General features: G+C 36.3%; 14 protein-coding genes. 8 read left to right on the forward strand and 6 right to left on the reverse strand.

Going from position 1 to position 17135, the window contains the following annotated elements; all coding sequences use genetic code 11:
• Positions 1–222: 222 nt before the first annotated feature.
• Positions 223–1851 (forward strand): S8 family serine peptidase, encoded by a 1629-nt coding sequence (locus EGI31_RS20025; protein ID WP_255038938.1) that lies wholly within the window; start codon positions 223–225, stop codon positions 1849–1851.
• 73 nt (positions 1852–1924) lie between these two features.
• On the opposite strand, the gene gldC is transcribed toward EGI31_RS20025, so the two are convergent.
• Together gldC and EGI31_RS20035 are read right to left on the reverse strand one after the other, a co-directional pair.
• Positions 1925–2275 carry a gliding motility protein GldC gene (gene gldC, locus EGI31_RS20030; RefSeq protein WP_255038939.1) on the reverse strand — a complete coding sequence of 117 codons (351 nt, stop codon included), beginning with the start codon at positions 2273–2275 and terminating at the stop codon, positions 1925–1927.
• Between the two features lie 27 nt (positions 2276–2302).
• Positions 2303–3019, reverse strand: coding sequence for a DUF4197 domain-containing protein (locus EGI31_RS20035; RefSeq protein ID WP_255038940.1), 717 nt, complete (start codon positions 3017–3019; stop codon positions 2303–2305).
• 113 nt (positions 3020–3132) lie between these two features.
• Here EGI31_RS20035 and EGI31_RS20040 point away from each other — a divergent pair, with 113 nt between their 5' ends.
• From EGI31_RS20040 to EGI31_RS20055, 4 genes are read left to right on the forward strand one after another with little or no spacing between them, the layout of a single operon-like run.
• The gene (locus EGI31_RS20040) at positions 3133–4383 is read left to right on the forward strand and encodes a competence/damage-inducible protein A (RefSeq protein WP_255038941.1); all 1251 of its coding nucleotides are present in this window, start codon (positions 3133–3135) and stop codon (positions 4381–4383) included.
• 7 nt (positions 4384–4390) lie between these two features.
• Positions 4391–5653 carry a dihydrolipoamide acetyltransferase family protein gene (locus EGI31_RS20045; RefSeq protein WP_255038942.1) on the forward strand — a complete coding sequence of 421 codons (1263 nt, stop codon included), beginning with the start codon at positions 4391–4393 and terminating at the stop codon, positions 5651–5653.
• Between the two features lie 5 nt (positions 5654–5658).
• Positions 5659–7089 carry an MBOAT family O-acyltransferase gene (locus tag EGI31_RS20050; protein ID WP_255038943.1) on the forward strand — a complete coding sequence of 477 codons (1431 nt, stop codon included), beginning with the start codon at positions 5659–5661 and terminating at the stop codon, positions 7087–7089.
• Positions 7090–7092: 3 nt separating this feature from the next.
• Positions 7093–8091, forward strand: coding sequence for a hypothetical protein (locus EGI31_RS20055; RefSeq protein WP_255038944.1), 999 nt, complete (start codon positions 7093–7095; stop codon positions 8089–8091).
• Here the strand turns inward: EGI31_RS20055 and EGI31_RS20060 are convergent.
• The 4 genes from EGI31_RS20060 to EGI31_RS20075 are packed head-to-tail and all read right to left on the reverse strand — an operon-like array spanning position 8085 to position 12160.
• Entirely contained in the window at positions 8085–8744 is a 660-nt protein-coding gene (locus tag EGI31_RS20060) for a DUF4159 domain-containing protein (protein WP_255039007.1), read from the reverse strand. The two genes, EGI31_RS20055 and EGI31_RS20060, sit on opposite strands and share 7 nt — an antisense overlap.
• Positions 8744–9451, reverse strand: a complete 708-nt coding sequence (locus EGI31_RS20065) for an RsmE family RNA methyltransferase (RefSeq protein ID WP_255038945.1) — start codon at positions 9449–9451, stop codon at positions 8744–8746. Before EGI31_RS20065 ends, EGI31_RS20060 begins: the two co-directional genes overlap by 1 nt.
• Complete coding sequence (locus EGI31_RS20070; RefSeq protein ID WP_255038946.1) at positions 9432–9968, reverse strand: hypothetical protein; 537 nt, start codon at positions 9966–9968, stop codon at positions 9432–9434. Before EGI31_RS20070 ends, EGI31_RS20065 begins: the two co-directional genes overlap by 20 nt.
• The gene (locus EGI31_RS20075) at positions 9968–12160 is read right to left on the reverse strand and encodes a glutamine synthetase III family protein (protein ID WP_255038947.1); all 2193 of its coding nucleotides are present in this window, start codon (positions 12158–12160) and stop codon (positions 9968–9970) included. The genes EGI31_RS20070 and EGI31_RS20075 overlap by 1 nt, the downstream gene beginning before the upstream one ends.
• 85 nt (positions 12161–12245) lie before the next feature.
• Between EGI31_RS20075 and EGI31_RS20080 the strand changes: the two genes are divergently transcribed.
• From EGI31_RS20080 to mtaB, 3 genes are all read left to right on the forward strand, one after another.
• Positions 12246–14084 (forward strand): LTA synthase family protein, encoded by a 1839-nt coding sequence (locus EGI31_RS20080; RefSeq protein WP_255038948.1) that lies wholly within the window; start codon positions 12246–12248, stop codon positions 14082–14084.
• A gap of 426 nt (positions 14085–14510) precedes the next feature.
• Entirely contained in the window at positions 14511–15536 is a 1026-nt protein-coding gene (locus EGI31_RS20085) for a glutamine synthetase beta-grasp domain-containing protein (RefSeq protein WP_255038949.1), read from the forward strand.
• A gap of 104 nt (positions 15537–15640) precedes the next feature.
• The gene (mtaB, locus tag EGI31_RS20090; protein WP_255038950.1) at positions 15641–16972 is read left to right on the forward strand and encodes a tRNA (N(6)-L-threonylcarbamoyladenosine(37)-C(2))-methylthiotransferase MtaB; all 1332 of its coding nucleotides are present in this window, start codon (positions 15641–15643) and stop codon (positions 16970–16972) included.
• The last annotated feature ends 163 nt before the right edge of the window (positions 16973–17135 follow it).

Consider the following 17135-nt stretch of genomic DNA (forward strand, 5'->3'; position numbering starts at 1 on the left):
AAACCCCTTCCTCATTGATTAATTTCAGGTGGTTTAAAATAGTTAATTTACTACTGTTATCTGCCTTGGTTTTGATGGGTTTAATGAATTTGTAAAAGAAGTTTTTTTTATTCCTTCGCTTTTACCCATTGCAGGGGTGAAATTCTTTATGCTTTTTTTGCCCGTTTTAGTATAAATAGTATCTTTATTTAGTACTTTTGGTTACTAAAAAAAGAATATTTGATGAAGAAGGAGGTAAATTTAGTTCTGTTTTTTACGTTTGTTATTTCTTTATCTTTTGGTCAAAATAGATACTTTGTTTATTTGAAGGACAAAGCCGGTTCAAATTTCAGTATTTCATCTCCCGAAAAGTTTCTTTCTCCAAAATCTATCGAACGACGTAAGAGTCAAAATATATCCGTCAATTCGCTGGATATCCCCGTAAGTTCTACCTATATAAGTCAAATTAAAGCACTGGGGGCCAAGGTTATTGGAACATCGAAGTGGCTAAATGCCGTTTTAGTCGATTGTACACCAGAAATTTTTAGTATTCTGAGCAAACAGTCATTTTTTAAAAGTGTAGACGGAAACCAAGATATTCGAGGAAGAAGAGTATCCAGTACATCAAATCAAAATGTTACAATGGATAAGTTTGGCTCATATGAGGAATTCAGCTACGGCAACTCACTGGTCCAAATTCAACAATTGGGCGTTGACGAAATGCACAAAAATAATTTCACCGGAAAAGGAATTTTGATTGCCGTTTTCGATGCAGGGTTTGACAAGGCCAATACAATGGATGCATTTAAACACCTTTTTTCTGCAAAAAGAATTATCAAAACCTATGATTTTGTTTCTAATGACACCACAGTTTACGAGTCTCATTGGCATGGAACCGCAGCTTTAAGTTGTATAGGTGCCAAGCTTAACGGTCAACTAGTAGGCACGGCACCCGATGCAGACTTTGCCTTATACCGAACCGAGGATGTAAGCTCAGAAACTCGGATAGAGGAAGTTTATTGGTTATTTGCTGCCGAAAATGCCGATAGTCTGGGCGTTGATGTCATCAATTCATCTTTGGGCTATTATTCATTTGATAATCCAGCTACAGATTACAAGTTTGAAGACCTCAACGGTGATAAAACCATTTCGGCTAGAGCTGCCGATTTTGCAGTTACGAGAGGTATTATAGTTGTTAATTCTGCAGGTAACGAAGGAAATAATAAGTGGAATCACATCGTAACTCCAGCTGATGCCGATTCTGTTATTGCGGTAGGTGCAGTGGATTTAAATGGAAATACTGTTGGTTTTAGCTCACCAGGGCCTAACGCCAAGAATAATATAAAACCTGAGGTTTCGGCTCGTGGCTCACAAACAAGCGTAGCTATATCGAATCCGAATGCAAGTTTTTCATCGGGGACTTCATTTTCTTCGCCACTAATTGCGGGTATGGTCGCTGGTTTAAAGCAGCAATTTCCAAAATATAGTGCAATGCAAATCAGAGACCTTTTGATAAAATCGGCAAGTAAGTATGAAACCCCAGATAATAAAATTGGATACGGAATACCGAGTTATAAAAAAATAGTTGAACTCTCCAAAATGGTTTTGGCTACTGAGAATGATTCTGATGAAACTATTGTATTTCCCAATCCTGTAAATGACACTCAAAAGTTCAAAATCAAAATAAAAGGTGTAGAAGTTTCTGATAATCAACCAATAGAGGTATTTGACCTGAATGGCAGAAGTACAACTGGTGCTGTAGTTTCAATGGCTGAATTTAGAAATACACTTCCAAAACTGGAAGCAGGTACTTATATTATAAAAATGCAAATAACTGATATATTCTATATCAGGAAATTTGTGAAATTATAGAAATTATAAACCCAATAGAAACAAAAAAAGCTTCCGTAATGAAGCTTTTTTTTTTGTAATGTACTAAAATACTTTAGTTCTTAGCCTGATCTTGTTTTGCCATTTCGTTTAAGTGCTGCGTCATCTTTTTTCCAGCTTCCTCCAAAATACTGATCATTTTTGAGTCTTGAGTGGAGTCTTTCAACATTTGAGAAAGGTTGCCCACGATATCAATGGCAAAATGATTCATTTCATCAACAGGCATATCTTTTGTCCATAGATTAATACCCAAGAGCCCCTTGTGATATTGATCCCATACACTTATAGATATGGCTTTTGTCTCGTTTACACCTTCGTTTGGATTCTCAGTGGCGTCCCAAAATATTTTTTCTGGTATTCTTGATTCATCCAAATCTATAGAAAAATTGATTTCCGATTTTAACATATTATTTCAATTCTGATTATTACAAATTTATTTAGTACTACCAAAAACTCTTTTGAGTAATTCTGAAGTCCTGGCCAATGGATTTTCTCTAATTTTGGCTTCTTCCTCAGCTACCAGTATAAAAAGTCCGTCCACCGCTCTTTGGGTGGCATAACCTTTCAAATCAGGATTTATTTTACTCACAAAAGGCACTTTATTGTACACATTTGCCAAATCGCTATAGTATTTGGTAGCTTGAGTATTTTCAAGAGATTTTAACATATGTGGCTCAAAAGCCTGTATCAATTGAGCTGATGTGGTCCTCTTAAGAAACTGTGTAGCAGCATCTTTTTCTCCTCTCAAAATATTTATAGCATCTCTGATAGTCAATTGTTTAATGGCCGAAATAAATATTGGCTTAGCCTGTTGAGCTGCATTTTCGGCACCCCTATTTAATGCCAAAATGAACTTATCAACTTCACCGCCAAGACCAATCCCTCTCAAAGTGGTTTCTACTTTTTGAACCTCAGGCGGAAACGGAATTCTGATTTTTCGGTTTTTAAAATAACCATCCAGTGCAGAGGCCTTATCAGCTCCCAAATTTATACCAACAGATAATGCTTCTTTAAGACCCTCGCCTACCTCGGCTTCGGTAAGTGGTGCTCCTGACAATACGGAGTTAACCACGTTTCCTAGGTTAATTTTTTGTCCGCATGAAATCAAACCGAATAAAAAGAATAGAGAAAGCAACAATACTTTTTTCATTATGTAATTTTTTTAAAATTGGATTTGTCCATTATAATTGAGAAATTCGGAATTCTTTGTATTTAAACGCAAAATTAGTGAATTTTGTAACAGCAAATAATAAACTTTTTTAGATGAAAATAATTTACGCCGAAGTAGTAACCATAGGTGATGAAATACTTTACGGCCAAATAACCGACACCAACTCAAAATGGATATCGGAGGAATTAGATAAAGTAGGAATCAAAACCATTCGAAAATCTTCGGTCGGAGATCAAAAAAAGGAGATACTGAATATACTTAGTGAAAGCCTTCAAAGAGCCGATATTGTACTTATTACGGGTGGCTTAGGACCAACCAAAGACGATATAACCAAAAAGACTTTAGCAGAATACTTCAACGACGAATTGGTAATAAATCCACATGCTGAGGAATTTGTGAGAGGCTTTTTCGAAAAAAGAGGTAGGCCTTTTACAGAGCTTAATAGGCAACAAGCTGCGATTCCGTCAAAATGTACATATTTGCACAATGCTACAGGTACAGCTCCTGGGATGTGGTTTGACCATCATGGTAAAGTAATCGTATCAATGCCAGGCGTTCCTCTAGAAATGAAATATTTAATGAGTAATGAAGTTATACCTAGGTTAAAAGCGAAATTTGAACTACCTGAAATTGTTCATAAAATTATCAGAACTATTGGTCTAGGAGAATCTTTTTTGGCCGAAAGAATTGAGAATTGGGAGGACAATCTGCCTGAGCACATCAAACTGGCTTATTTGCCTAGTTTTGGTGAAGTAAAGCTACGATTAACTGGAATTGGCGAAAATAGAACCAAAGTAGAGGAAGAGATAGAAACGGAGGTTCTCAAGCTGGTTCCGTTGATAGAAGAGCATATTTACAGCTTCGAAAACGATGAAATAGAGAAATCTATTGGTAAAATTTTAAATGAAACGGCATCCACTTTAGGAGTTGCTGAGAGTTGTACAGGAGGTTATTTGGCTCATTTGCTCACCTCCATTCCGGGAAGTTCTGCCTATTTTTTGGGCGGTGTGGTGAGTTACTCCAATCAAGCAAAAATGGATGTTTTAAAGGTAAAACAAGAAACATTGACTAAATTTGGGGCTGTAAGTGAGCAAACGGTCATTGAGATGGCTGAAGGTGTTCGTAAAGTGATGAAGACAACCTTCGGAATTGCTACTAGCGGAGTAGCAGGACCAGACGGCGGAACTGAAGAAAAACCGGTTGGAACAGTCTGGTTAGCAGTGACTGACGGAAAACAAACATTAACAAAAAAACTAAGCCTAGGCAAAATAAGGATCGTAAACATTGAATACAGTGCCAAAGCAGCTCTTAATTTTTTAAGAATATTAACCAAAGGTAAGTAGAGATTTTATGGCAAAAGTAGAGATATTAATGCCCAGTATGGGTGAAAGTATTTTTGAATGTACTGTTTTAAAATGGTTGGTAAACGAAGGTGACCATGTAGAAATTGACGATATGATTTTGGAAGTAGCCACAGACAAAATTGATACCGAAATTGGTTCTTCTCATTCTGGTGTAATCACCAAATTCTTGGTTAACGATGGAGATGTTGCATTAATCGGCAAGCCAATATGTGAAATTGAGACAGAAAGTGATGCGGTTATCTCAAAACCAGTAGAAAAAGCTCTAACAGCTGAAGTAGATTACCTAGATCAAATAGAAAAAGGCTTTGAAGAAATTGTTTCTTCTCCAACGCTCGTTGCCAGCTCTAATACCAAGTTTTATTCGCCTTTGGTGCTTAATATAGCGAAAAAAGAGAACATTTCTCAAGCCGAATTAGACAATATTAAAGGAACAGGATTTGAAAAAAGGGTAACCAAAGATGATATTCTTAATTTCCTTAACTCCAAAAAACAGCCGAAAACTTTTGTCTCAGAAGACCCGGTTATAAGTAGAACGGGTGAAGATCAGATAGTAGAAATGGACAGAATGCGAAAAATGATTTCGCAAAGAATGGTAGAATCCAAGGCCATTTCTCCGCATGTGACCTCGTTTATGGAAACAGACATGACACCCGTTGTAAATTGGAGACTTAGAATCAAAGACAGTTTTATAAAAGAATTCAAGGAAAATCTGACCTTTACTCCCATCCTAATTGAGGCCGTTGTAAATGCAATTAAGAAATATCCAGGTATTAATATCCAAGTAAATGGTGAAAATATTATTTACAAAAAGGACATAAACATTGGAATGGCAGTTGCCCTTCCTAACGGAAACTTGATAGTGCCAGTTATTCATCAGGCAGATAAGTATTCCTTAAGTCAGTTGGCTGTTAAAGTTAATGATTTGGCCAAACGGGCAAGAAATAATCAACTTAAACCAGAGGAATTGTCTGGTGGTACCTACACCATTACCAATATCGGTACATTCGGAAATTTGTCTGGTACTCCAATCATTATGCAGCCACAGGTAGCCATAATGGCCTTTGGTGTTATCCGAAAACTACCATCTGTTATAGAAACGCCCGATGGTGACTTGATAGGTATCAGACAAAAAATGGTGATTTCTCACTCTTTCGATCACAGAGTGGTGGATGGTTCTTTGGGTGGTTTGTTTTTGAAAGAAGTATCAGACTTTTTTGAAAATTTTGACAACAAAAGAGTCTTAAATTAAGATATATGCTTTTTAATTCTTTCGAGTTTATACTTTTTTTCCCGTTAGTAACCTTCCTTTTCTTTGTATTTCCATACAAATATAGGTGGATGTTACTTCTGGCATCTAGTTGTGTATTTTATGCTTTTTTTAAATGGGAGTATATTTTTATTCTCTTATTTACGATCATAATCGACTACTATGCGGGCATATGGATTGACCAAACAAATGGAATCAAAAGAAAGTGGGCTTTAGCGATTAGTTTGATTGCTAACATTGGTGTTCTTGCTCTGTTTAAATATTATTACTTCATTATAGACAATTTTAATGCAGTTAGTTATAAAATAAACCAAACGCATTATAATCCTCTTTGGCATTTTATTCTTCCGATTGGCCTTTCTTTTCATACTTTTCAGGCCATGTCGTACACCATAGAAGTTTATAGAGGCAATCAAAAGGTAGAACGCAATTTTGGCATATATGCCTTATATGTAATGTTTTACCCACAATTGGTAGCCGGACCTATTGAACGCCCACAGAATGTTTTACACCAGTTTTATGAAAAGTTTGACTTTGATTATGAGCGAGTAAAATCTGGTTTAAGACTCATGTTATGGGGAATGTTTAAAAAAGTAGTGATTGCTGATAACTTAAGTGTTTTTGTAGATCAAGTTTACGGTGATTTGGGGAAATATCAAGGTATGCCGCTTTTGATTGCTACCTTGTTTTACTCTATTCAAATATTCTGTGATTTTTCTGGTTACTCAGACATAGCACTTGGTTCAGCCAGGGTGATGGGATTTAATCTTATGAAAAATTTTGATAGGCCTTATTCAGCCAAAAGCATTTCTGAATTTTGGAAAAGATGGCACATTTCGCTATCCACTTGGTTTAGAGACTACTTGTATATTCCCTTGGGGGGCAATAGAGTTAGCACACCTAGAAAGTACCTCAATCTCTTTCTTGTATTCATGGTTAGCGGATTGTGGCACGGGGCAAGTTGGAATTTCGTGATTTGGGGAGCTTTACATGGTTTTTACCAAATTATGGGGCAGTTGACCAAGAACATTCAAACTAAATTCTTCGGTCTTTTTGGAGAAAAACTAAGTGCGGCATTGCAGAATATTATAACCATTGCACTGGTAGTATTCGCTTGGATATTCTTTAGAGCTCCGAAGTTTGATGATGCCAAATATGTCATCAAGAACATGTTTGCTATCAGTAGCCATAGTTCTAAGGAAATCATTAACCTGATAGGCACACAAAATTTAATTGTGGTACTTTTGGGAATCTTGATTCTTGAAGTAGTGCAATGGATGCAGAGCACCAAAGACATGGGCCGTTGGGTAGAAAATAGGCCATCTTGGCAGCGTTGGAGTATTTATTACTTCTTTTTGTTATTTATCCTCACTTACGGCTATTTCGGAGAAGTTCAATTTATATATTTTCAGTTTTAAGGCATGAAATTCACTTTTAAACAACTCATTATAAGATTATTAATTTTCGGGAGCCCAATTTGGTTTCTAATTATCTCTTATATTGTTTTTGATCCATTTCATGTAATATATAGTTACGATGCCTATGGAAGTAACTTTCTAAAGACCTACAATAGAAACAGAATCAGTACTGAAACGTTTCTAAGGAATAATCCAAAATATAAATTTTCTTCATTTATATTTGGTAGTTCAAGGTCAAGTGCCTTTCTCACAAAGGATTGGTCTACCTTTATTAAAGATCCCTCTCCCTATCATTTTGATGCTTTCAATGATAACATCTCGGGAATAGCTGGTAAAATAAAATTTATAGAAAAACAGGGTAACAAGATCTCAAACGCCATATTAGTTGTTGATAATGATACTTTTAACGAGAGTTTTGAAAAGTCAGAGTCCATAGTTCACCTAAAAGATTACCGTTGGGAGGATTCGACGAATGTCTTCCAATATCATCTGACTTTCTTTAAGTCTTTTTTCAAAAAACAGTATTTTATTTCATTTTTTGATTTAAAAATATTCAAGACATTTCGTCCTTACATGGACGAGTTTTTCAAGTTTAAATACTATTACACTAGCCCGAGCAATGATTTTCTTTTTCCAGAAAACATAGAACTTTTAAAGAAAGATTCACTGGCCTATTATAAAAATGACTGGTTTCCTTACAAACCTGAAAACCCAAAAATGTACGAGGAAGCTATCAAGGAGCATCATTTAAAGGATTTGAGACTTATTGCCGATACTTTTGAAAGCAACCAAACAAACTTCAAAATAATTATAGCACCACTCTACGATCAAAGGGTTTTTAATGTAAATGACAGGGCATTATTAGAGAAATATTTCGGGAAGGAAAATGTATTTGATTATTCAGGCAAAAACGAATTTACAAACTATCTAGGCAATTATTATGAAGGTTCCCACTTTAAGCCAGTGGTAGGTCGCAAAATTATGGAGCAAATTTATCAATAGTTCGAAAAGGCAAACTGAACTAAGTTGGCTCCCATTTTTAGAGCTTCTTGTCTAACACTTTCGGAATCATTGTAAACAGAGGCATCTTCCCAACCGTTTCCAAGATCGCATTCATAGCTGAAAAAGCAAACAAGTTTTCCTTCATGAAATATGCCAAAACCTTGTGGCGGTTTATTGTCATGCTCGTGTATTTTTGGTAAACCCTTATTAAACTGATACTTCTGGTGATAAATAGGGTGAGAGAACGGAATTTCGATAAAATCGTGCTCAGGAAATACCTTTTTCATTTCTCTTCGGATAAACTGATTCAGTCCATAGTTGTCGTCGATATGAAGAAAACCTCCAGAAATCAAATAGTTTCTTAAATTCTTGGCTTCACCTTCATTGAAAATCACGTTTCCATGACCGGTCATATGAATAAATGGGTATTGGAAAATCTTTTTGTCGCCTGGTTCAATAATATCTTCCTCTGGAAAAAGATTGGTTTTTAGATTTTTATTACAAAAATTAATCAGGTTGGGTACAGAAGTTTTATTTGCGTACCAGTCTCCCCCACCTCCGTATTTCAATTTGGCAATTTTAACTGTGTAAACTTGCGAAAATGAGCTGAACGAAATTAAAATCGCTACGGTCAACAAAACATTCTTTTTCATCATAATAAATTTAATATACTTACTGCAACTACCCCAGCGGTTTCAGTTCTCAACCTATTTTCGCCTAAGGTTACGGTTTTAAACTTATTTTCGTGTGCAAGTTTTAGTTCTTCTTTAGAAAAATCACCTTCTGGCCCAATCAATATCAAAAGGTCAGATTCCAACGGTATTTTAGTAACATCAATGGCTTGTTCGTCTAAATGTGCTATCAACTTTTGAGTAAAACGGGTACTTTGTTTAAGGAAAGAATTAAAACTTAGCAAATCGGTCATCTCCGGCAAATATGCCTTCAAGGACTGTTTCATTCCTGAAATGGCAATTTTCCTAAAACGCTCCAAGTTTATCTTCTTTGGATAAGTATGCTGCGTTTTAATAAAAAATATCCCACTAACACCTATTTCTACGCTTTTTTCAATAAAATATTCTATTCTGTCGGCATTTTTTGTTGGACAAATTCCTACAAATATTCGCCTCTTCGGAGAGTTGTAATCTTTCTCAACCTCAAGAATATTTAAAACACAACTTTTAGGATTGGGGTCTGATATCGAACATCGATACCAACCCCCAAGCCCATCAGTTACCTGAATGATGTCGCCTTGCTTTTTCCTTAGAACCTTAACGGCATGCAATGAATCTACGGCATCAAGACAATTATTTTTTTCTATTTCCGGACTGTAGAACAAAAAATCAATCTTCGTCGAATCCATGTTTGAAGCTATAGGCTGTCTTGTCCAACTTAAGGGTACCGTTGTTGAAATCATTGATAAATTTCTCAATTACCTCAACGGTAACTTCCTCAACATTTAACGCTACATCCAAGCCAATTCCGTACTCAAAGTCCATATCAATTTCACAGAATTCGGCTACTTTTACAGTTTCCTCGTCTTCCATTTCTTCAATAAGTTCTTCAATCATCTGCTCGGCTTCCTCATTTACTTTTGCACCTTCGGCTCTTTCCTCAAAAGGAACATAGTCTTTGTATAATTTAGCTACTTTCGCCTCTGCCTCTTCATACAATAAACTACTATGGTGAAGCGATAACGTACTCAAAAGTGCGTCATAAATCACTTCTTTGCCATTGTGTTTCCCCACAAACTGAAAATGAGCAAACTCATTTTCATCGGACATGTCTTCTTCATCTTCTACTAAGACAAAAATTTGATCCTCTTCTTCACATTCAGCTTTTAGCTGTTCAATTTCCTCTTCTTTGTATCCGTCGTTCATTATCTTATGTATAAAAGTTCCCTATATTTGGTTAATGGCCAGTCTTCATCGTCAATGATGAGTTCTAATTTATCTACACTCTTTCTTATAACATCAAAGAAAAGCCTTACTTCGTTTGAGTAAATATTCGCTTTTTCGGTTATATCTTCACAATTATTGGCCTTTTTGCGGGCCTCAGTCATATCCTTCACGTTTTTCGAAATTACATTTACATGTTTAGATATTTCGCGAATGATATTCAGAATCGGCTCAGCTTCCTCCTTCATTTCCATGTCTATCAATGACTTTGCCGTTTGTACGAGTCTTGTCTGATATTTTATGGCCGTAGAAACCACGTGGTTTTGAGCTAAATCACCAATAACCCTAGATTCTATCTGGATTTTCTTGATATAATTTTCTAGTCTGATTTCGTACCTCGCATGAAGTTCTCTTTTATTCAGAACTTTCATACTTTCAAAAAGCTCTACCGTTTGGTCCGAGATATAGGCTTCAAGGGCCTTGGGCACATCTTTGATGTTTGACAAACCTCTTTTTGCGGCTTCGTCTTCCCACTCCTTAGAGTATCCATTTCCTTCAAAAAGGATATTTTTCGACTCTTTGATATATCTTTTTAGAATTTTCAAGATGATCCCCTCCTTCTTAGATGGATCTTTCTCTCTTTCTAAATCATACTCTTTTCTAAATGATTCTAGCTGCTTAGCCACAATGGTATTCAAAACCATCATTGGCGTAGCAGAGTTAGCAGAAGAACCAACCGCCCTAAACTCAAACTTATTCCCGGTAAAGGCAAACGGCGATGTTCGATTTCTATCAGTATTGTCTAATAATACAGATGGAATTCTGTTCAAACCAAGTTTAATATAGGCATTTTCACCTTTTTCAATTTCTATAATCTCCTTATTTTCTATATCTTCCAAAACCTTGGTCATGGCCGTACCTAAAAACACCGAGATGATAGCAGGCGGAGCCTCATTAGCACCAAGTCTGTGCTCGTTGCCGGCAGTAGCAACCGTAGCTCGTAACATGTCGGCATGGTCATGAACCGCTTTAACGATGTTCACCAAGAAAGTAACGAATCTCAGACTTTCTTTTGGTTTAGTACTTGGTCCCAATAGGTTAACCCCAGTATCTGTTTTTATCGACCAGTTGTTGTGCTTTCCACTACCATTAATTCCAGCAAAAGGTTTTTCATGAAACATCACCTCAAAATTGTGCTTTTGAGCTGTCTTTTTCATTACATCCATCAGAAGAATATTATGATCACATGCTAGATTTATTTCCTCGAAAGTCGGAGCCACTTCAAATTGTCCAGGAGCCACTTCATTGTGACGGGTTCTTACTGGTATACCTATTTTCAGAGCCTCTATTTCAAAATCAACCATAAAGGCATTGATTCTTGGAGGAATTGAACCAAAATAGTGGTCTTCCAATTGTTGACCTTTAGCTGGCGAATGACCAAAAACTGACCTTCCGCACATAATAAGGTCTGGACGAGAATGATATAGAGCTTTGTCTACCAAAAAATATTCTTGTTCTATACCACAAGTGGCCGTAACTTTTTCTACGTTCCTGTCAAAAATATTGGCCACAGAGGTTGCAGCTTTATCTAAAACAATCGTTGAGTTCAACAGTGGTGTTTTTGCGTCCAGTAGCTCTCCCGTGTATGAGAAATAAATAGAAGGAATACACAAAGTTCCAGTTCCGGAGCTGTTGTAACTAATAAAAGCTGGTGAGTTTGGATCCCAAACGGTATACCCACGGGCCTCAAAAGTTTCTCTAATTCCACCGTTTGGCAGGGATGACGCGTCAGATTCTTGCTGAACCAACGCACTTCCTTTGAATTTCTCTATGGCGTGGCCGTCAAACGATATATCGAAAAACGCATCGTGTTTTTCGGCAGTACCACCGGTGAGCGGCTGAAACCAGTGAGTGTAATGGGTTGCACCTTTCGAAATGGCCCAAGACTTCATTGCCGAAGCAACTTCATCTGCCACATTACCTTCTATATTGTCACCTGTTTTTATTGCGTTTGATACCTTTTTGTAAGCATCTGGCGAAAGAAGGGTTTTCATGGCTTCATCTGTAAAAGTGTGAATACCGTAGAAATCAGTTACTTTGCCTTCGGGAATTTGGATAATAGGAATAGTGCGGTTTTGTGCCACGTCTATCGCTTTCCATCTAAGTTCTGACATATTTGTTAATTTATGAGCTGTACCTTTTATATTTGAAGCAAAATAAGCATTTGTTTTTTTCTTTTTAAATAAAAACCCAAAATAAATGAGAGAAAGGTTGAGATTCATGTTGATATATTTTGCGTTCTGGTCCATATATTTTTTGGCAGCCAGAGTTATTTTTCTTTCGTATCACATTGAGGATTCCAAAACCTTAACCTTAGAAACTGTTTTTGGCATTTTTTGGCATGGGTTCCGAATGGATTTATCGATGGCTGGCTACCTGTGTATATTCCCTTTTTTATGGGTAACTATTTCAAATTTTCTTAATAAAAGCCTATTTCAGAATACCATATTTTCTTATACCTTCTTTCTGATATTCGTCATAACACTAATTATAGTAGTCGATTTGGAGGTTTATAATATTTGGTCATTTCGATTAGACGCTACACCCTTAGCATACTTAAAGTCGCCAAAGGAAGCTTGGGCTTCAGTCAAGAACTCACCAGTAATTCCATTGATTATTAGCACGATACTTCTTGTAATAGTTGCTAGTTCTATAGTTTACCGTATAATGGCCAACAAAATTTATGATTGGAAACACATCAAAAATTTCCCATTTATAATATATGGTTTACTGATGGTGGGGGTTTTGATTATTCCTATTCGTGGCGGTTTTGGAATTGCCCCGATGAATCACAGCACTGTATATTTCTCAAAAGTAAACTTTGCTAATATCTCGGCCATAAATGCCCCGTGGAACTTTTTCAGCTCAATTATTCACAATTCTTCAAATAAGGTTAATCCTTACACTTATTTGCCGAAAGAAAGCCTTGACACAACAATTGCCAATCTTTACAAAAATGATTTGCCAAGAAAACAAATTCTTAAACAGAGTGGCAGAAAACCCAATGTCCTGATTATTATTTGGGAGAGCTTTACTAAAAAAGTAGTAGACCAAAAACACAATGAGGTTGAGATTACTCCCAATTTTAATAAACTAAAATCAGAGGGTATTTACTTTTCTGATTTTTATGCGATGGGTGACCGGACTGATAAAGCCATTACCAGTATTTTGAGCGGTTTTCCAACTCAGCCGACAGAATCAATCATAAAATATCCTACAAAAACAGCAACATTACCAGTTTTGAGTAAGGAATTTGGCAAAAACGGATTCTCTACGCAATTTTACTATGGTGGTGATACGGAGTTTGCAAACATAAAATCATACTTATTCAATGCTAACTTTGAGAAAATCGTGGATATGAATGATTTCCCGGCTGAACTCGCAACATCTAAATGGGGAGTTCATGACGAATACATTTTTGACAAGTTCTTAGAGGACCATAAAGTATCTGCAAACAAACCGTTCTTTTCAAGTTTGTTAACTTTAAGCAGCCACGAGCCATTCGAAACAACTCAAGAGCCTAAAATAAAAGGTGAAACTACCGTGGATTTGTTCATGAATTCTTTGAATTATTCAGATCAATGCTTGGGTAATTTTATTGAAAAAGCTAAGAAAACCGACTGGTGGAATAACACATTGGTTATCATTGTGGGAGATCATGGGCACAAACTACCCGAAACAGCAAACCGAGTGGATGATTTCAAGATTCCGATGCTATGGACTGGTGGAGCGGTGAACACCAACTGGAACTATAAAAACATTGCCTCACAAATAGATATTTCCGCCACTTTACTCGGTCAAATGAACTTTGACGCATCGGCCTTTTATTGGAGCAAAGATCTTTTCAAAACTAATACCAAGCCGTGGGCATTCTTTGTTTTCAACGATGGGTTTGGTTTTATAAAGCCAAGGAAGGAAGTGCTTTTCGATAATAAAGGCAAGTTACTTATTCAAAATCAAGAACTTCTGAAATCCAAAGAGCTCATGGAGGGTAAAGCTTTACAACAAAAAAGCTATCAAGACTTTCTTGCCAGGTAATTTTTTGTCTTTTTTTCTCCTTGTTTGACACTTGCCAACCAATAAAAGGATACTTTTTAAAAAGGTTTCTTATCATATTTATTTTTGCCTAAATGAGAATAGTGCAATTTGACAAAAAATAGTAAAATCCAAATATTATGTTTTATTTTTGCCCAAATCAGTAGCAAAAATTAGAATTATTAAAAAAATAGATTCCATTTTAAGGAATTTATTACCGCAAAATCATTTTTTAGTCAAAATTTAGTTCATTTTACACCCTAGTTTCGAAACAAATCTCATTTTTTTTACAAATAGTTGTATTTTTCAAATAAAATAGAATAAAATCTATACTTTTTTTTGATTGAAGAAATAATATTTTGATTTCGCCAATATATTTGTAACATAATTCTTTAAGAAAAACAGAATCAATATAAAATTATTACAAAAATGGCAAAAGCGAAATTAGAGTACATTTGGCTAGACGGTTACAAACCAACTCAAAGCCTAAGAAGCAAAACCAAAATAGAAAACGATTTCTCTGGAAAGTTAGAAGACTGTGATATGTGGTCTTTTGATGGATCTTCAACTGAGCAAGCTCCTGGCGGTTCATCTGATTGTCAACTTAAGCCAGTATTTATTTGTAAAGATCCTGAGCGTTCGTTGTTGGGAACTCCTGCATACCTAGTAATGTGTGAAGTTTTGGACGCCAACGGTGATCCGCATGAGTCTAATGGCCGTGCTACAATTGAAGATGATGACAATGATTTCTGGTTTGGATTTGAGCAAGAATATTTCTTATATGACTGCGACACTAACCTTCCTTTAGGATTCCCGACTAACGGTTACCCGCGTCCTCAAGGACCTTACTATTGTTCGGTAGGTGCTAAAAATGCTTATGGTCGTCATATCATCGAAGAGCATTTAGAATATTGCTTGCAAGCTGGTTTGAACGTGGAAGGTATCAACGCCGAAGTTGCTGCTGGACAATGGGAATTCCAATGCTTTGCTAAAGGTGCAAAACAAGCTGGTGACGAAATATGGGTTGCAAGATATTTACTAGAAAGAACTTGTGAGAAATATAACGTATGGGTTAACTACCACTGTAAGCCACTTGGCGATACAGACTGGAATGGTTCAGGTATGCATGCTAACTTCTCTAACACTGCCCTAAGAACTGCTGGAAGCAAAGATGTTTACGATATCATTTGTCAATCATTTGCTCCATTTGTAAAAGAACACATTGCTGTTTACGGTGCAGACAACCACTTGAGATTAACTGGTAAACACGAAACACAATCTATCGATCAATTCTCTTACGGAGTTTCTGACCGTGGTGCTTCAATTCGTATTCCAATAGCTGCTGTACAAAAAGGATGGAAAGGATGGTTAGAAGACAGACGTCCTAACTCGGCTGCAGATCCTTACAAGGTAGCAGCTAGAATTATCAAAACTGTAAAAACTGCTAAAATCTAATTCTAATTTTTAGATTAGAAATAGTTTATTTGTTGATATTGAACCCTCAGAACTTTTGTTCTGGGGGTTTTTTGTTCGTAATTTTGTGACTTAATCGATTCGTAATGAAGAAAGTTGCATTTTATACATTGGGTTGTAAACTCAATTTCTCCGAAACTTCTACTATTTCCAGGACTTTTGAAGACAAAGGATTCAAAAAGGTAGGTTTTCAGGACAAACCGGATGTCTTTATCATAAATACTTGCTCGGTTACGGAGAATGCGGACAAAAAATGCAAGAAAATCGTCAAAGAGGCTCAAAAAATAAATCCTGAAGGCTATGTGGCCATCATTGGCTGTTATGCCCAACTAAAACCAAAGGAGATAGCTGAAATAGAAGGCGTTGACGCAGTTCTTGGTGCAGCTGAAAAGTTTAGACTTCATGAATTAATCGGCACTTTTGAGAAGTCACCGATGTCCGTAAAGCCTGCTGATAAGGTTTTTGCGACTGATATTAACGAAGCAGTGGACTATCATACTTCTTTTTCATTAAACGATAGAACTCGGACTTTTCTAAAAGTACAAGACGGTTGCGACTACCCTTGCTCTTACTGTACCATTCCCTTGGCTCGTGGTTCTAGCAGGTCAGACACCATCGAAAATATCGTTAAAGCAGCTCAGGAAATAGCCAGAAACGAAGTAAAAGAGATTGTCCTCACGGGAGTGAATATTGGAGATTTTGGAATAATTAAAGGCGAAAGAAAAGAGAATTTCTTTGATTTAATAAAAGCCCTGGACGAAGTTGAGGGAATTGAACGATTCAGAATTTCAAGTATTGAACCCAACCTACTCACTAACGAAATAATTGAATTTGTGGCTCAATCGAAGCGATTTGTGCCTCATTTTCACATCCCACTACAATCGGGCTCCAGTAAGGTTTTGGCATTAATGAAACGCCGTTACAAGCGTGAATTGTACCAGGAGCGGGTACAGAAGATAAAAGAGATTATGCCGAACTGCAGTATTGGTGTAGACGTAATTGTAGGCCACCCTGGTGAAACGGATGAAGAGTTCAAAGAAAGTTATAACTTCGTTAATGACCTTGACATAAGCTATTTGCACGTCTTTACTTATTCTGAAAGAGAAAATACTTCAGCACTTCAAATCAAGCCTGTTGTTCCTCAAAATAAACGTGCGGAAAGATCTAGAATGCTCCATATTTTATCGGAAAAGAAGAGAAGATATTTTTATGAACAACATTTAGGCTCTGAGCAAGAAGTTTTGTTTGAAGCTGAAGAGAATAACGGATTTATGACCGGCTTCACCTCTAACTACATTAAAGTTAATGCCAAGTACGATCCTTTACTGATAAATGACATCAAGAAAATAAAGCTCTGTTCAATAAACCTTGATATGTTAGTTGAGATAGAAGAGCTGGAGGAAGTTTTGACCCACTAATGATATTGAGCGTTTTATAAATTAAAATAGCAACGTAATTAAGTCGTTGCTATTTTTTTATCCAAATAGATATAAAAGAAAATACCCATCAAAAGACGGGTATTTTACCAATTGGAGTACAACAAAACCACAATAAATTGTGATTTTTTTGTAAATATAATAA

This window comes from Lacihabitans soyangensis (assembly GCF_024343775.1).
GTDB classification, from domain to species: Bacteria; Bacteroidota; Bacteroidia; order Cytophagales; family Spirosomataceae; genus Leadbetterella; species Leadbetterella soyangensis.

Excerpts from the sequence above, each read along its gene's own strand:
- EGI31_RS20045 (WP_255038942.1), top strand. The coding sequence starts at position 4,391 with ATGGCAAAAGTAGAGATATTAATGCCCAGTATGGGTGAAAGTATTTTT.
- EGI31_RS20025 (WP_255038938.1), top strand. The coding sequence starts at position 223 with ATGAAGAAGGAGGTAAATTTAGTTCTGTTTTTTACGTTTGTTATTTCT.
- mtaB (WP_255038950.1), top strand. The coding sequence starts at position 15,641 with ATGAAGAAAGTTGCATTTTATACATTGGGTTGTAAACTCAATTTCTCC.
- EGI31_RS20035 (WP_255038940.1), bottom strand. The coding sequence starts at position 3,019 with ATGAAAAAAGTATTGTTGCTTTCTCTATTCTTTTTATTCGGTTTGATT.
- EGI31_RS20070 (WP_255038946.1), bottom strand. The coding sequence starts at position 9,968 with ATGAACGACGGATACAAAGAAGAGGAAATTGAACAGCTAAAAGCTGAA.
- EGI31_RS20050 (WP_255038943.1), top strand. The coding sequence starts at position 5,659 with ATGCTTTTTAATTCTTTCGAGTTTATACTTTTTTTCCCGTTAGTAACC.
- EGI31_RS20040 (WP_255038941.1), top strand. The coding sequence starts at position 3,133 with ATGAAAATAATTTACGCCGAAGTAGTAACCATAGGTGATGAAATACTT.
- EGI31_RS20055 (WP_255038944.1), top strand. The coding sequence starts at position 7,093 with ATGAAATTCACTTTTAAACAACTCATTATAAGATTATTAATTTTCGGG.
- EGI31_RS20080 (WP_255038948.1), top strand. The coding sequence starts at position 12,246 with ATGAGAGAAAGGTTGAGATTCATGTTGATATATTTTGCGTTCTGGTCC.
- EGI31_RS20065 (WP_255038945.1), bottom strand. The coding sequence starts at position 9,451 with ATGGATTCGACGAAGATTGATTTTTTGTTCTACAGTCCGGAAATAGAA.
- EGI31_RS20060 (WP_255039007.1), bottom strand. The coding sequence starts at position 8,744 with ATGAAAAAGAATGTTTTGTTGACCGTAGCGATTTTAATTTCGTTCAGC.
- EGI31_RS20085 (WP_255038949.1), top strand. The coding sequence starts at position 14,511 with ATGGCAAAAGCGAAATTAGAGTACATTTGGCTAGACGGTTACAAACCA.
- gldC (WP_255038939.1), bottom strand. The coding sequence starts at position 2,275 with ATGTTAAAATCGGAAATCAATTTTTCTATAGATTTGGATGAATCAAGA.
- EGI31_RS20075 (WP_255038947.1), bottom strand. The coding sequence starts at position 12,160 with ATGTCAGAACTTAGATGGAAAGCGATAGACGTGGCACAAAACCGCACT.